Annotated in this window: 11 protein-coding genes; 9 read left to right on the forward strand and 2 right to left on the reverse strand. The window is 72.8% G+C overall.

The genetic code is table 11. From position 1 onward, the window contains the following. The 8 genes from gatB (at window position 1) to MQV74_RS28665 (ending at window position 11,497) form a co-directional block, all read left to right on the forward strand. Window positions 1–1,518 (forward strand): Asp-tRNA(Asn)/Glu-tRNA(Gln) amidotransferase subunit GatB, encoded by a 1,518-nt coding sequence (gatB, locus tag MQV74_RS28630; RefSeq protein WP_308402325.1) that lies wholly within the window; start codon window positions 1–3, stop codon window positions 1,516–1,518. A 225-nt stretch (window positions 1,519–1,743) separates the two neighbouring features. Continuing rightward, window positions 1,744–3,828 (forward strand): phosphocholine-specific phospholipase C, encoded by a 2,085-nt coding sequence (locus MQV74_RS28635; protein ID WP_374120801.1) that lies wholly within the window; start codon window positions 1,744–1,746, stop codon window positions 3,826–3,828. Window positions 3,829–4,152: 324 nt separating this feature from the next. Next, window positions 4,153–6,372: an MMPL family transporter gene (locus MQV74_RS28640; RefSeq protein ID WP_242723989.1), complete on the forward strand. Its 2,220-nt coding sequence runs from the start codon at window positions 4,153–4,155 to the stop codon at window positions 6,370–6,372. Window positions 6,373–6,398: 26 nt separating this feature from the next. Next, window positions 6,399–6,956, forward strand: coding sequence for a GNAT family N-acetyltransferase (locus MQV74_RS28645; RefSeq protein WP_242723990.1), 558 nt, complete (start codon window positions 6,399–6,401; stop codon window positions 6,954–6,956). Between the two features lie 35 nt (window positions 6,957–6,991). Then, on the forward strand, window positions 6,992–7,600 hold the full coding sequence (locus MQV74_RS28650) for a hypothetical protein (RefSeq protein ID WP_242723992.1): 609 nt from the start codon (window positions 6,992–6,994) through the stop codon (window positions 7,598–7,600). Window positions 7,601–7,754: 154 nt separating this feature from the next. After that, window positions 7,755–7,952, forward strand: coding sequence for a hypothetical protein (locus MQV74_RS28655; protein ID WP_242723995.1), 198 nt, complete (start codon window positions 7,755–7,757; stop codon window positions 7,950–7,952). Window positions 7,953–8,022: 70 nt separating this feature from the next. Further along, window positions 8,023–11,103, forward strand: coding sequence for a helix-turn-helix transcriptional regulator (locus MQV74_RS28660; RefSeq protein WP_242723997.1), 3,081 nt, complete (start codon window positions 8,023–8,025; stop codon window positions 11,101–11,103). Between the two features lie 73 nt (window positions 11,104–11,176). Beyond that, window positions 11,177–11,497 carry a DUF6191 domain-containing protein gene (locus tag MQV74_RS28665; RefSeq protein WP_242723998.1) on the forward strand — a complete coding sequence of 107 codons (321 nt, stop codon included), beginning with the start codon at window positions 11,177–11,179 and terminating at the stop codon, window positions 11,495–11,497. Between the two features lie 113 nt (window positions 11,498–11,610). Here MQV74_RS28665 and MQV74_RS28670 read toward each other — a convergent pair whose 3' ends face one another. Then, window positions 11,611–12,753, reverse strand: coding sequence for a PQQ-dependent sugar dehydrogenase (locus tag MQV74_RS28670; protein WP_242724000.1), 1,143 nt, complete (start codon window positions 12,751–12,753; stop codon window positions 11,611–11,613). A gap of 410 nt (window positions 12,754–13,163) precedes the next feature. Next, window positions 13,164–14,156, reverse strand: coding sequence for an aldo/keto reductase (locus MQV74_RS28675; RefSeq protein ID WP_242724002.1), 993 nt, complete (start codon window positions 14,154–14,156; stop codon window positions 13,164–13,166). A gap of 126 nt (window positions 14,157–14,282) precedes the next feature. Between MQV74_RS28675 and MQV74_RS28680 the strand changes: the two genes are divergently transcribed. Beyond that, window positions 14,283–15,233, forward strand: coding sequence for a 2-hydroxyacid dehydrogenase (locus MQV74_RS28680; protein ID WP_242724004.1), 951 nt, complete (start codon window positions 14,283–14,285; stop codon window positions 15,231–15,233). Window positions 15,234–15,854 lie beyond the last annotated feature (621 nt).

Below are 15,854 nucleotides of genomic sequence, written 5' to 3' on the forward strand. Positions count from 1 at the left end.
GTGACTGTCACGACCACCCCCGACCTGGTGCCGTACGAGGACGCGCTCGCGTCGTACGACCCCGTCATGGGCCTCGAGGTCCACGTCGAGCTCGGCACCAAGACGAAGATGTTCTGCGGCTGCTCCACCGAGCTCAAGCAGGACGCCAACTCGCAGACCTGCCCGACCTGCCTCGGCCTGCCCGGTGCGCTGCCCGTGGTCAACGCCGTCGGCGTCGAGTCCGCGATCAAGATCGGTCTGGCGCTGCACTGCGAGATCGCCGAGTGGTGCCGCTTCGCCCGGAAGAACTACTTCTATCCGGACATGCCGAAGAACTTCCAGACCTCCCAGTACGACGAGCCGATCGCCTTCAACGGCTATCTGGACGTCCAGCTGGAGGACGGCGAGGTCTTCCGCGTGGAGATCGAGCGCGCCCACATGGAGGAGGACACCGGCAAGTCGACGCACGTCGGCGGCGCCACGGGCCGCATCCACGGCGCGTCCCACTCCCTGCTCGACTACAACCGCGCGGGCATCCCGCTCATCGAGATCGTCACCAAGCCGATCGTCGGTGCCGGGGCGCGCGCCCCCGAGGTCGCCAAGGCGTACGTCGCCGAGCTGCGCGAGCTCATCAAGGCGCTCGGCGTCTCCGAGGCGCGCATGGAGCAGGGCCAGATGCGCTGCGACGTGAACCTCTCGCTGCGCCCGCACGGCCGGGAGAAGTTCGGCACCCGCTCCGAGACGAAGAACGTGAACTCGCTGCGGTCCGTGGAGCGCGCCGCGCGCTTCGAGATCCAGCGGCACGCGGCCGTGCTCTCCTCCGGCGGCACGATCGTCCAGGAGACCCGGCACTTCCACGAGGACGACGGCTCCACCACGTCGGGCCGGGTGAAGGAGGAGGCGGAGGACTACCGCTACTTCCCGGAGCCCGACCTGGTGCCGGTCGCCCCGTCCCGCGAGTGGGTCGAGGCGCTCCGTGCCGAGCTGCCGGAGCTTCCGCTCGCGCAGCGCAACCGGCTGCGCGAGGAGTGGGGCGTCTCCGCCCACGACATGCAGGCGATCCTCAACGCCGGTGCGATCGGCCCGATCGTCGCCACCATCAACGCGGGCGCGGACGCGGTGTCCGCCCGCAAGTGGTGGATGGGCGAGCTCGCGCGCAACGCGAACGAGCAGGGCGTCGAGCTCGGCGCGCTGCCCATCACGCCGGAGCAGGTCGCCCGGGTGAGCGAGCTGGTCGCCTCCGGTGACCTGAACGACAAGCTGGCCCGTCAGGTCATCGACGGCGTGCTCAAGGGCGAGGGCGACCCCGACCAGGTCGTCGAGAAGCGCGGCCTGAAGGTCGTCTCGGACGACGGCGCCCTGACGGCGGCCGTCGAGGAGGCCATCGCGGGCAACCCGGGCGTCGCGGACAAGATCCGCGGCGGCAAGGTGGCCGCGGCCGGGGCGCTGGTCGGCGCGGTCATGAAGGCCACCCGTGGCCAGGCCGACGCGGCCCGCGTCAAGGAGCTCATCCTGGAGAAGCTGGGCGTCGAGGGCTGACACCCGCGCTTTTCGCGCACGGCAGGGGCGCCGCATCCGGACCGGGTGCGGCGCCCCTTCGCGTACGCGGGACCCGAAGGCGGCGGCAAAGCGCCGACGTTCACCGCGACTTTGGTCAACAGCCTTCCCCCTGCCATCGAGAGTCACTACCGTCCCAGCTCAGCAGACCAATGGATCACCGGACAACCATTGGGTGTCGACTGGAGGTTGGGCGTGGCAGCGGAGATTTCGCGCAGACGGTTGATGGCAGTGGGCGGCGGCGCGCTCGGCGCCGCCACGGTCGGGTCCTTCCTGCCGCCGTCCCTTCAGGAGGCGCTCGCGAAGGAGCCGCCGAAGGGCGGGCTCGACGCCATCGAGCACGTGGTCGTCCTGATGCAGGAGAACCGCTCCTTCGACCACTACTTCGGCTCCCTGCGCGGCGTCCGCGGCTTCGGCGACCGCAACGCCGTCCAACTCCCCAGCGGCAAGAGCGTGTTCGAGCAGCCCGGCGCCGGACGGTCCGTGCTGCCGTTCCCGGTGCGCGAGGCCGCCGCCACGCAGAAGAAGGACCTCCAGTACATCGGCGCCCTCGACCACTCCTGGAGCGGCGGTGCCAAGGCCTGGCACGACGGCTGGATGGACGGCTGGGTGACGGCCAAGACCGCCGCCACGATGGCGTACTACACGCGCCAGGACATCCCGCTGCACTACGAGCTCGCCGACACCTTCACGGTCTGCGACGCCTACCACTCGTCCATCCACACCTCCACCAGCCCCAACCGCAACCACCTGTGGAGCGGCAAGACGGGCTTCGAGGCGTCCGGCAAGCGGGCCGTCGACAACGACGCGTACGACGAGGGCAAGCACCCCGGCTACGACTGGGGGACGTACGCCGAGCGCCTGGAGAAGGCGGGTGTGAGCTGGCAGACGTACACCGAGTGGGAGAACTTCACCGACAACCAGATCGAGTTCTTCACCACCTTCAAGGCCATCGCCCGCAAGGCGCTCGCCAAGACGGAATTCACCTTCATGGAGGCCTTCTACGCCAAGGTCCGCGACGCCAAGGACGAGACGGAGCGGGCCCGGCTGCTCGCCGCGCTCGACGACGGCGTGCGGTCGCTGACCCGGCGCGAGCGGTCGCTCTTCGAGCGGGGCCTCAGGCGGGTGCCGACCGGCAAGCTCGCCGAGACCTTCGCGCGGGACGTCGCCCGGGGCAAGCTGGCGAAGGTCAGCTACCTGGTGCCGTCCGCCGTCGACTCCGAGCACCCTTCGGTCTCCTCGCCGATCCACAGCGCCACCATCGTCTACAAGGTCCTGGACGCGCTCGCCTCGCACCCGGAGGTGTGGCGGCGCACCGCCGTGTTCATCAACTACGACGAGAACGACGGCTTCTTCGACCACGTGCCGCCGCCCGTGCCCGGCACCGACGACCCCGACGGCGCCGAGGAGCGCTGGCAGGGCCTGCCGACCGGGCTCGGCGCCCGCGTGCCGATGCTCGTCGTGTCGCCCTGGAGCGTCGGCGGGTACGTGTCCTCCGAGGTCTTCGACCACACCTCCGTGGTGCGCTTCCTGGAGCGCTGGACCGGGGTGCGCGAGCCCAACATCAGCGCCTGGCGCCGCCGGGTCACCGGCGATCTGACCGGCGCCTTCGACTTCGACCGCGGCCACCGGCAGCCGGAGGTGGAGCAGCCCGGCGCGATCCCGCCGTTCAGCGGCCGCTGGCAGCCGCAGCCGCCCGTCCAGCAGTCGATGCCCCGCCAGGAGCCGGGCGTGCGCCGGGCCCGCCCGCTGCCGTACCAGCCGGACGCCGACGCCAGGGCCGCCAAGGACGGCACGCTCTCGGTGCGGCTGCGCAACGGCGGCCGGCGCAGCGCGCACTTCGCGCTGTACCCGTACGCCGGGGAGTTCCCGACACCGCAGCACCAGGACGTCCGCCACGAGGGCCGCTGGTCCGTGCCGCTGCGCGGGGACGCCTACCGCTTCACGGTCACCGGGCCGAACGGGTTCCGCCGCGAGTTCGCGGGCGGCAAGGACGGCGTCGCCGCGCTCTCCTCGGCGATCACCCGGCGCGAGCTGCACCTCACCGTCGCCAACCGGGGCAAGGAGCCGCTGGTCTTCACCGTCAGGCCGCTCGGCTACGTGGACGCGGACGAGGTCCGGCGGCGCACCCGGACCGTGCGCGTGCGGCCGGGCAGCAGCCGCACCGTCGCCTGGCGGACGTCGGACGAGCGCGGCTGGTACGACGTCGAGGTGACGGCAGCGGGCGACAAGGCCTTCCGGCGGCGGCTGATGGGCCACATCGAGAACGGCCGCGCCAGCGTCTCGGGCTGACCGACGGGCCGGTACGCGTGGTGCGGGGGCATACGGGTGTGGCCCGTGTGCCCCCGCGTGTCGGCTGCGCCGCCGGCGCCCGGGCGGACTTCCCTGAGCTGTTGTGAGGCTGGACACGAAACGGACTAAGGATCTCCGGTGGCTGTCAGAGTGGCTCCCGCATGGCCCATCCCGGTCATGTCGCCGCACAAGCGGCCACATGATCTTTATCCGTCCATGCCGATCATGTAGTACTTCAAGCAGTAGACGTGTTCTTTTCGGGTCAATTCCGATGCTTCCCGGCTGCCCCGACGAGGATCCACGAGTCACTCAGGGAGCCAGTCCGTGGCAGCACTCGCCCGGTGGTGCGTCCAGCACCGCCTCGTCGCCGTACTGCTCTGGCTCCTCGCACTCGGCGGCACGGCGACCGCTGCCGCCGCTGTCGGATCGGCGTACTCCAACGACTACGAAGTGCCCGGCACCGAGTCCAACCGCGCGAGCCAGCTCCTCAAGGACGGCTTCCCGAGCCTCGGCGGCGACAGCAACACCGTCGTCTGGCACACCGGCGGCGACCAGTCCGTGCGGGCCGCCGCCGTCGAGCAGACGATGACCGAGACGCTCGACGAGATCGCCGAGCTGCCGGGCGTGGCCTCCGTCACCAGCCCCTACACCGAGCGCGGCGCCGACCGGATCAGCGCGGACGGCCACACCGCGTACGCCACGGTCACCTTCCGCGACCAGCTGGAATCCATCGCCCCCGGCGAGGCGCGCGCCGTCGTCGAGACGGCGGAGGCCGCCGAGACCAAGGGCCTGGACGTGGCCCTCGGCGGCGGCGCCATCGGCCTCACGGAGACCAAGAGCGCCAAGAGCGCCGAGATCGTCGGCGTGGCCGTCGCCGCCGTCGTGCTGTTCCTCGCCTTCGGCTCGCTCGCCGCCTCGGCCCTGCCCATCGCCACGGCGGTCGTCTCCGTCGGCACGGCGTACGCGGGCATAGTGCTGCTCGGCCACGTCATGTCGGTCGCCGACTTCGCACCCATGCTCGGCACCCTGATCGGCCTTGGCGTCGGCATCGACTACGCCCTGTTCATCGTCACGCGCCACCGCAAGGGCCTCAAACGCGGCCTGCCGGTCGCCGAGGCCGCGGAGCGGGCCGTCGCCACCACCGGCCGCGCCGTCGTCTTCGCGGGCGCCACCGTCTGCATCGCGCTGCTCGGCATGCTGATCCTGCGCCTGAGCTTCCTCAACGGCGTCGCCATCGCCGCCTCCCTGACCGTCGTCCTCACGGTCGCCGCCTCCGTGACGCTGCTGCCCGCGCTGCTCTCGTTCACAGGGCCGCGCGCCCTCAGCCGCCGCGAGCGGCGCAGGCTCGCCGAGCGCGGGCCCGAGCCGGAGGTGCCCACCGGGCTCGCCGCCCGCTGGTCGGCGTTCGTGGAGCGCCACCCCAAGCTGCTCGGCGCCCTCGCGGTCGTGGTCATGGCGGTACTCGCCGTGCCGACGCTCTCGCTCCGCCTCGGCACCTCCGACCAGGGCAACAACCCCGCGGCGGCCACCACGCGGCAGGCCTACGACCTGCTCGCCGACGGCTTCGGCCCCGGCGTGAACGGCCCGCTCACCCTCGTCACGGACGTCCGCGGCGCCCCCGACCGGCTCGCCCTGGACAACCTCGGCGCGACCCTGGAGTCCACCCCGGGCGTCGCCTCCGTGAGCCCCGTGACCTACGCCGACGGCGGTGACGCGGCCTTCCTCACCGTCGTACCGGACTCCGCACCCCAGTCGAAGGCCACCAGCGACCTCGTCGACCGGCTCCGCGGCGAGGTCCTGCCGCGGGCCGAGGCCGACACCTCCCTCGACCTCCACGTCGGCGGTGTCACGGCGGGCTACGACGACTTCGCGGAGATCATCGTCGGCAAGCTGCCGCTGTTCGTGGGCGTCGTCATCGGCCTGGGCTGCGTCCTCCTGCTCCTCGCCTTCCGCTCGGTCGGCATACCGCTGAAGGCCGCCGTCATGAACGTCGCGGCGGTCGCCGCCGCCTTCGGCGTCGTGGTCGCGGTCTTCCAGTGGGGCTGGGGCAGCGAACTGATGGGCCTGGGACGCGCGGGCCCCATCGAGCCCTTCCTGCCCGTCATCATGGTCTCGGTCCTCTTCGGCCTCTCCATGGACTACCAGGTCTTCCTGGTCAGCCGGATGTACGAGGAGTGGCTGGAGACCGGCGACAACCGCGTGGCCGTCCGCGTCGGCCTCGCCGAGACCAGCCGCGTCATCAACTCCGCGGCCGTCATCATGATCTCGGTGTTCCTCGCCTTCGTGCTCAGCGGGGACCGGGTGATCGCGATGTTCGGCATCGCCCTCGCGGCGGCCGTCGCGCTCGACGCGTTCGTGCTGCGCACGCTGCTCGTGCCCGCCCTCATGCACCTGCTCGGCGGGGCCAATTGGTGGCTGCCGCGCAGCCTGGACCGCTGGCTGCCGCGGATCAGTATTGAGGTGCCCGAGCGCCGCACACGTGCGAGGATCCCCGGGCACCGCGCGCGCGACGAGATCGCGTACGCACCGCTGGAGAAGCGCTAGCCGCAGGACCGCCGAGGGAGAGCCGGATGCTCGCCATACCCGTGGGGGAGGGGGCCGAACTGCGGCCCCTGGAGCCGTGGAACGCCGAGGAGTTCCTGGAACACGTCGACCGGGCCCGGGAGTTCGCCAGCCCCTGGGTGCCGATGACCGCCAAGGTCACGGACCTGGACTCCGCCCGCGGAGTCCTCCAGCGGTACGCGGACAAGCAGGCCGCGGACACCGGCCGGATGTACGGCATCTGGCTGGACGGCACGCTCGTCGGCGGTGTCTTCTTCCGGATCTTCGACGCCGAGACCGACTCCTGCGAGGTCGGCGTCTGGCTCGAACCTTCCGCCACCGGCCGCGGCCTCATCACCACCGCCGCCCGCGTCCTCATCGACTGGGCCGTCGACCAGCGCGGCATCCACCGCGTGGAGTGGCTCGTCTCCTCCCGCAACGACCCCAGCAAGGCCGTGGCCAAGCGGCTCGGCCTGATCCGCGACGGCGTGCTGCGGGAGAGCTTCCCCTGGCAGGGCATCCGCCACGACATGGAGGTCTGGTCGGTGCTCGCGCCCGAGTGGCGGGCGGCCCGCACCGCGCGTTAAGGGGCTTCTCAGACTCCGTCCGTACGGTGCGGAGCATGGGAACGAAGAGCGCCAACGAGACGGACGAGACGGTAGCGACGGACGAGACGGCAGCGTCGGACGAGGCGCCTAAGGAGGTACCTCAGACCCCGGAGCCCTCTAAGGCCCTTGCCGAGGCCGGTGAGCCCGAGGCCGGTGAGCCCGAGGCCGACGAGCCTGAGGCCGATGAGCCTCAGGACGTGCTCGCCGAGGACGAACCCGCCGCCGCGCCGTCGGGCGTCGGGCAGGGGGCGGCCGCCCTCGTCGCCGCCGCGCTCGGCCTGATCGGCCTCTCCGGAGGGTGGCTCGGCACGGTCGCCTCGGCCCGCGAGTCCCTGATCGGCCAGCTCAACACCTCCCAGGGCGCGGGGGTGGCCCGCCAGGTCCAGGAGGTCTACGGCGACTCCTGGAAGACGACGGCCCTGGTGGCGGGCGCGTTCGCCCTCGCCGCCCTGGTGGTCGGCGCCGCCGCCCTGCTCCGCCCGGCCTTCGGCGCCCCCGACCGCGTCCAGGCCCCCTGGATCAAGTCGGTCGCCTGGGCGGGCGTCGCCCTCGGCGCCCTCGGCCTGATCCTGGCCGTGGCCAAGTACACGGACCTGCTCCTGGGCCTGCCGTCGACGAGCTAGGGCCCTCGCGGGGCCGGGGATAAGGCGCCCCCTCACACCTAAGGCCCCCCGCCCCGGGAAGATGCGGAACCTTCCCGATGTGCCGCACCCCCCTGGGAAACGAAAGTGGAGTCATCGCAGAGAGCGAGACACCACCACCCAGGGGGAAAAGAAGATGTTCGACTACGAGATCCACCAGTTCCGCGCCGCCGAGCTCGCCCAGGAAGCCGCCCACCACCGCCTCGTACGGGAGGCGCTCAAGGCCGCCAAGCCCCGCCGCCGGGTGCTCGGCCGGGAAGCCGCCGAGGCCCGTCTCGCGGCGGACCGCACCGGCACCGCCCGCAAGGCCGACCGCTTCACCCGGGCCGCCTGACCGGGCCCCGGCCCACCCGCCCATGTCGCGCACAGCGAAACCCACTCCCACAAAACCGCAGCTCTGTGCGATGCTCACCGCTGTGGAGACCAAGTCCGTCAGCCCCGTCTTCGTCGGCCGAGCCGACGAACTGCGCGTCCTGAACGACGCGCTCGCCCGTGCCGCCGAACCCGCCGCGGGCGAGCCGCAGGCGCTGCTGCTCGGCGGCGAGGCGGGCGTCGGCAAGACCCGGCTCCTGGAGGAGTTCGAGGCCGCGGCCGTCGCCGCGGGCGCGCTCGTGGCGGTCGGCGGCTGTGTCGAGATCGGCGCCGACGGACTGCCCTTCGCCCCCTTCTCCGCGGCCCTGCGCATCGTGCGCGAGCAGCTGCCCGCCGAGTTCGCGGCGGCCGCCGCGGGCCAGGAGGAGGAACTGGCGCGGCTGCTTCCGGAGTTGTGCGAAGGCGCCAAGGGCCCGCAGTCCTCCGGCGGCAGGGCAGGCGAGGAGGCCATGGCGCGACTCTTCGAGCTCACCGCCCGCCTCCTGGAGCACGTGGCCGCCGACCGGACCGTCGTCCTCGTCCTGGAGGACCTGCACTGGGCGGACGCCTCCACCCGCCACCTGCTCTCGTATCTGTTCCGCACGCTGCGCAGCGGCCACCTCGTCGTCCTCGCCAGCTACCGCGCCGACGACATCCACCGCCGTCACCCGCTGCGCCCGCTGCTCGCCGAGCTGGACCGGCTCCGCACGGTCCGCCGCGTCGAACTCGCCCGCTTCAGCCGGGACGAAGTGGCCCGCCAGATGGCCGGGATCCTCGCCGCCGAGCCCACCCCCAAGCTGGTCGACGACGTCTTCGAGCGCTCCGACGGCAACGCCTTCTTCGTCGAGGAACTCGCCGTCGCCTCCCACGGCGGCACCTGCGCCGCCCTCACCGACTCGCTGCGCGACCTGCTCCTCGTCCGCGTCGAGGACCTGCCCGACGACGCCCAGAAGGTGGCGCGGATCGTCGCCGAGGGCGGCTCGACCGTCGAGTACGACCTGCTCGCCGCGGTCGCCGACCTCGCCGAGGACGACCTGATCGACGCGCTGCGGGCCGCCGTCGGCGCCAACATCCTGCTCGCCTCGCCCGGCGGCGACGGCTACCGCTTCCGGCACTCCCTGGTGCGCGAGGCCGTCGGCGACGACCTGCTGCCCGGTGAGCGCTCCCGCATCAACCGCCGCTTCGCCACGGTCCTGGAGGCCGACCCGGCGCTGGTCGCCGCCGACCAGCGCACCACCCGCCTCGCCAGCTACTGGTACCACGCCCACGACGCCGCGAAGGCGCTGCCCGCCGTCCTCAACGCCTCCGTCGAGGCCCGCCGACGGCACGCCTACGCCGAGCAACTGCGCCTCCTGGAGCGCGCGATGGAGCTGTGGGACGCGGCCCCCGACGACGTGCGCGCGCTGCTGCGCCCCGTCGACTACACCGAGGTCTATCCGCCCTGCGGCTGCGACCCCGCCGCCATGCCGCTGCGCTATCTGGACCTGATGGCCGAGGCCGCCGTCGCGGGCCGCCTGTGCGGCGAACGCGAACGCGCCCTGAAGATCACCAAGCGTGCCCTGCGCCTCCTGGAGGAGGAGCAGGACCCGCTGCGCTCCGCCTGGTTCTGGGTGCAGCGCTCCCGTCTGACGCAGAGCCTCGCCCGCGGCGACGGCTGGAAGGAACTCGCCACCGCGCAGGAGCTCCTCAGCGGCCATCCGCCGTCGGAGGTGCACGCCGAGGTGTTCGCCCTGGTCGCGGGCTGGCAGATGCTGCACCAGCCGGGCCCCGACAGCCTCGCCGCCGCCGAGCGGGCCGTCGAGTACGCCCGCATGGTCGGCGCCCACGAGATCGAGCTGAACGCCCGGCTCACCCTGGGCGGCCTGATCGTCGACACCGGCGACATCGACGGCGGGCTCACCGAGATGTACGCCGTCAGGGACCGGGTCACCGCCGAGGAGATCGTCGGTGTGCTCTGCCGCTGCTACATCAACCTGCCCTCCGTCCTCGAAGGCATCGGCCGCCACCGCGAGTCCCTCGCCCTCCTCGACGAGGGCATCCAGCACGCCCAGCGGTACGGCCTGCGCGAGTCCGAGGCCTGGATGTGGGCCAACCGCTCCGAGTCCCTCTACTCGCTCGGCCACTGGGACGACGCCGTCGACTCGGCGAGCCGCGCCGTCCTGAGCGCCAAGCCGCGCGGCGGCGCCGGAGTGCGCCTCGCCCACTTCGCGCTCGCCCGCGGCGACATGGCCGAGGCGGCCCACCAGCACGCCGAGGCCCGCCGCCACTTCGGCACGCACGACTCCATACCGCAGAACACCCTGCCCCTGGCCCGCATCGCCCTCGGCATCGCCGCGGGCGAGGGCCGCATCCTCGACGCCCGCGCCGAGCTCCTCCAGGCCGCCGCCGACGGCCTGCCGCCCGGCACCCAGCGGTACGGCTGGCCGCTGCTCCTCGCCGCCGCCACCGCCGAGGCGGACGCCCGCGGCCTCGCGATCGCCGCGCCGGGCCGCGACGAGCACCTGAACCTGATCCGCACCACCATGAAGACCCTGGCCGCCCGCGTGCCCGTCTGGCAGGCGTACGAACGCTGGGTCCGCGCCGAACTCCTGCGCGCCGAGGGCCGCGCGAGCGCCGACGACTGGCTGGAGGTCCTCACCGCGATCGCCCCGCTGGAGCGGCCCTACGATCTCGCCCGCGTCCGCCACCGCCTCGCGGAGGCGCTGCTCACGGCCGGGGCCCCGGGCGGCAGGACCGCCGCCACCGGCGACACCGACCGGGACCGGGCCGCCGAACTCCTGCGGCAGGCGGCCGCGGTGGCCGAGCACCTCAGCGCCCGCCCCCTCGTCGAGGCCGTCACGCACCTCGCCCAGCGGGCCCGGCTCTCCCTGTCCGGAGCGGCGGCCGCCACCCCGGCCGACCCCGCCGAGGAGCTCGGTCTGACCACCCGCGAGCGCGGTGTGCTGCGCCTGGTCGCCGCGGGACGCAGCAACCGCCAGATCGCCGAGGAGCTCTTCATCTCCCCGAAGACGGCGAGCGTCCACGTCTCCAACATCCTCGCCAAGCTGGGCGTCGCGGGCCGCGGCGAGGCGGCGGCCCTCGCGCACCGGCTCCGCCTCTTCACCGCGGACGAGGAGGCCGTGGCCGCCGGGTGACCGGCCCCGGCCCGCTTCCCGGGCGCTCGCTTACCCTGGGGGACAGGACCGCCGTCAGCCTTCGGGAGGCACCGTGTTCAACGTGTTCGAGCAGCTCTTCGCTCCCGGGCGCAAACACACCGACGACGAGAAGAAGCGCCTTGAGCTGTCGCGCGTCGACGTGGACGACGGGGACCCGGGCCGGGGGCCCATAGACCTGTCCTCCGGCAAGGTGGTCGTCCGCGTGCCCCCACAGGGTACGGAGGAGCCCCGCCCGGACCCCGATTCCAGCACCGCTCCGCCCCAGGCTTCGGCTCCGCCCCCGGCTTCGGCTCCGCCCCCCGCTTCGGCCCCGGCCCCTGCGCGCGCCCCAGCCTCGGATCCGGCCCCCGACGAGGCCCCGCCCGCCGCCTGAGCCCGAGCCCGGCTCCGGCTCCGCTGCGGCTCAGCTCCGGCTCGGGCCCCGGTTTCGCTTGCCGCCCGGGCGTGCCTCCGGTTCGCCTCCGGTCCTGGCTGCGCCTTCCCCCGCTACTTCACCCGCACCTCCAGGATCTTGTCGTCCCCCTTCTCCGGGGTGCCCCGTGAATCCGTCTCGCTCGTCACCAGCCAGAGCTTGTCGCCGCCCGCCGCGAGCACCGTGCGCAGTCTGCCGTGCTCCTCGGTGAGGAACGCCTCCGTCTTCGGCTCCCCGTCCGCCCCGCGCACCGGGATACGCCACAGCCGCTGGCCGCGCAGCCCTGCCATCCAGACCGAGCCCTCGGCATAGGCAACGCCGCTGGGGGAGGCCTCGGACGTCTTCCACTGGGCCACCGGGGCGTGGAAGCCCCCGGGGCCTTCGTCGACTTCGTCGCCCTTGCCCTCCACCTCGGGCCAGCCGTAGTTGTCCCCCGCCTTGATCTCGTTCAGCTCGTCCCAGGTGTCCTGGCCGAACTCCGAGGCCCACAGGCGCTTCCGCTCGTCCCAGGCGAGACCCTGCACGTTCCGGTGGCCGTACGAGAACACCGGGGAGTTCTCGAAGGGGTTGCCCGGGGCCGGCTCGCCCTCCGGGGTCAGGCGGAGGATCTTGCCGCCGAGGGACTTCTTGTCCTGGGCGAGGCCGGTGTCGCCCGTCTCTCCCGTGCCCACGTACAACAGTTTGTCGGGGCCGAAGGCGATCCGGCCGCCGTTGTGGATCATGCCCTTGGGGATGCCCTTGAAGATCGTGTCGGGGGCTCCCAGGCGCTGGCCGGCGGGCTTCGCCTCGTCGTACAGCATCCGGGCCACGCGGTTGTCGGAGGCCGTCGTGAAGTACGCGTACACGAAGTGGTCCGAGGCGTAGGTCGGGGAGAGGGCGAGGCCCATGAGGCCGCCCTCGCCGCCGGGGTCCACGCCGGGCACCGTGCCGACCTCGGTCTTCTTGCCGGAGGTGCCGTCGACGTGGGTGATCGTGCCCTCGTCGCGCGACGAGACGAGCAGGTCGCCGCCGGGGAGCGCGGCAAGGCCCCATGGGGACTTCAGGCCCGTGGCCAGGGTCTTGGTGACCTCGGCCGAGCCCTTCTCGGGCGGTGGTGTCGCGCCGTCGTGCGACCGGGAGGCGCTGGGGTCGGTGCGCTTGCCGCCGTCCGGGGTGCCGTCGTCGTCCGACGAGCATGCGGTGGCCAGGAGGAGGGTGGTGGCCAAGGTGGCTGTCACGGCGAAACGTTGAGGACTCGGCACGGTGGGATCCCTTCGGCGCGGCGCTTCTCCTGTTCATACACCGCCCGAGCCCCACGGGTTCCCACGACCCTGCCGGGGGCTCCCCGAGCCCGCCCCTTCCCGAAACCAGGGGCTGGCCGCCCCTGGACCCCGCTCATCGCGCTGCGCGCTCGTCCTCAAACGCCGGACGGGCTGAAAGTTCCCGGTGCGGGCCGCGTCTCGTCTGCGGACCGCGGATCAGTCCGGCCCGCAGACGAGATCCGGTGCGCACCGGCAGTCATCCAGCCCGTCCGGCGTTTGAGGACGAGGCGCGGAGCGCCGATCAGGCGGCGTGGCCAACGGCGGCAGCCCCCGGTTTCGGGAAGGGGCGGGCTTGGGGAAGAGCCCCCGGCAGGGGCCAGGTGGGCTCAGTCCCAGGAGCCCTGGGCCGGGGGGAGGGCTGCCAGGTCGGCCAGGTCCCGGGGCGAGAGGCGGAGTCGCGCGGCCCCCGCGTTCTCCCGGGCCCAGCGGTCCCGTTTCGCGCCGGGGATGGGCACCACCTGGGCGCCCTGCGCGAGGACCCACGCGAGGGCCGCCTGCGCGGGCGTCGCGTCGTGGCGGGCCGCGACCCGGCGCAGGCCCACCACCAGGGGCTGGTTGGCGGCCATCATCTCGGCGGTGAAGCGCGGGTGCCGGGCGCGCAGGTCGTCCCGCTCGAAGCCCTGACCCGGCGTCAGCGTGCCCGTGAGGAAGCCGTTGCCCAGCGGCATCGCGGCCAGGAAGCCCACGCCCCGCACCGCGCACCACGGGAGCAGCGCGTCGAGGGCCTCGGGCGACCACAGCGACAGCTCGGCCTCCACCGCGGTCACGGGGAAGACCTGCTGGACCCGTTCGAGCTGGCGGATCGTGGTGTCGTGCATCCCCGCGCCGGACCGCCGCCGGGCCCGCGCCCCGACCGCGCACAGGCCGAGCGCCCGCACCTTCCCGGCCGTGACCAGGTCGGCCATCGCGCCCCAGGTCTCCTCGATCGGCACCTCGGGGTCGGCGCGGTGCAGCTGGTAGAGGTCGATGGTGTCGGTCTGGAGCCGTCGCAGCGACGCGTCGCAGGCGCGCTTCACATAGCCGGGGCGGCCGTTGGCGACGATGTGCTGGTCGCCCACGAGCAGCCCGCACTTCGTCGACACGAAGGCCTCGCCGCGCCGCTCCTTGAGGACCCGGCCGACGAGCAGTTCGTTGGTGAACGGGCCGTACATGTCAGCGGTGTCGAGGAGCGTCGTGCCGTGGTCGAGCGCCGCGTGCACGGTCCGCATCGAGGCGTCACCGCGCTGTCGCGAGCCGGAGTACGCCCAGCTCATCGGCATGCAGCCGAGTCCGACGGCGCCCACCCCGAGCGCCCCGGCGCCGATCGTCCTGCGCTCCACCTGGTCGAACCCTCCCGCTGTCCCGCGATCCCTCGACTGTCTGCGATCTTCCGTCTGGGCGGCACCAAACGTAACCTCTGCGTCCCGGCACGCGGCGTGCGCCCTGTTCGCATTAGCCTCCTGACCATGACAACTGACGTATGGCTGCCGTTCGAAGAGACCGACGTCGAGGGTCTGCCCGCCGCGTCCGAGGCCGGTCTGACGTACCGCTACTGGGACGGCGGTCCGGACTACCCCGCCGATCCGGCCGACTGCGCGTTCTACGTAGTGCCGTACATGAAGAGCACCGACATCGTGGTGCCCCCGATGGCCGCCATGGCATCGCTTCGGGTCGTACAGACGCTGACGGCGGGCATCGACGCCCTGGAGCCCGGTCTGAGGTTCCTGCGGCCCGGTGTCCAGCTGTGCAACGCGCGCGGCGTGCACGAGGCCAGCACGGCCGAGCTCGCGCTGACCCTGATCCTCGCCTCCCTGCGGGGTGTTCCGCGGTTCGTGGAGGGGCAGCGGACACAGGAGTGGCGCTCGGGGTTCTATCCGGCGCTCGCCGACAAGTCCGTTCTCATCGTCGGCTACGGGTCGATCGGCTCCGCGATCGAGGACCGGCTCGCGCCGTTTGAGTGTGCGCGGGTGGCGCGCGTCGCGCGCACCGAGCGCACCACGGCGCGCGGTTTGGTGCACTCGCTCGGCGAACTGCCCCGACTGCTTCCCGAAGCGGACGTCGTGGTGCTGTCCACGCCCCTCACGGAGGCCACCCGCGGCCTGGTGGACGCCGACTTCCTGGCACGGATGAAGGACGGCGCGCTGCTCGTGAACGTGGCCCGCGGCCCGGTGGTCGACACCAAGGCCCTGCTCCCCGAGCTGGAGAGCGGCCGCCTCACCGCGGCCCTGGACGTCACCGACCCCGAGCCGCTGCCCGCGGGTCACCCGCTGTGGCGGAGTCCGGGGGTGCTGATCAGCCCGCACGTGGGCGGTTCGTCGTCCGCGTTCGCGCCGCGCGCCCGGCGCCTGTTGACCGCCCAGCTGCGGCGGTACGTCACCGGGGAGCCGCTGTCCCACGTCGTTCTGACGACCTCGTGACCCCGATGACCTCGTGAGCCCAAGGGTGTCGTAACCCGTCGCAATCCCAATATTCAGGGCTTTGGAGCGCGGCCCTCCGGCCTGCGGCGGCTTCACAAGTCGGTCAGGATCGGTCGATATCCGGCGCACCGTGACCGCCTGGAACCGGCGTTGCGCCTTCTATGCACGCTCCGCACTCACTCGTGTGCGCCGCGTGTCCATATTGACGAGCGTAGTCACGCAGCGTAGAGCAGACCTGTCCCTGAGTGACGAGGCTGGTGTATCGTCCCGACAGGGGCTGCGCCGTGCACCGTTCGGCGCCGGGGATCGAGTACCGAGACTGCGAGGGGGGCGACGGGCGATGCACGGCCTATGGGCGAACGATCCGAAGCGGCGGGACCACCGCCCGCGACTCTCGCGTACACCGGCTCGCGGCCGTCGGCACCGCGCCCGGCGGCACCGGCACCCGCACCGCGCCGCCAGGCGCCGTCCACAGCGGTCGGAGGTCGGCGCATGGCAGCCATCAGGGCGGACGAGCGGCCGCCGGTCCACGGATCCGGCGCCCTCCGGCGGACAGCGGCAGGGCCCCTGTACCCCGCCTGTCCCGTCGACGGGACCGGGCTGCTCCGCCCCGGCGCCGGG

The organism is Streptomyces sp. AN091965, assembly GCF_022698285.1.
Taxonomy (GTDB): domain Bacteria; phylum Actinomycetota; class Actinomycetes; order Streptomycetales; family Streptomycetaceae; genus Streptomyces.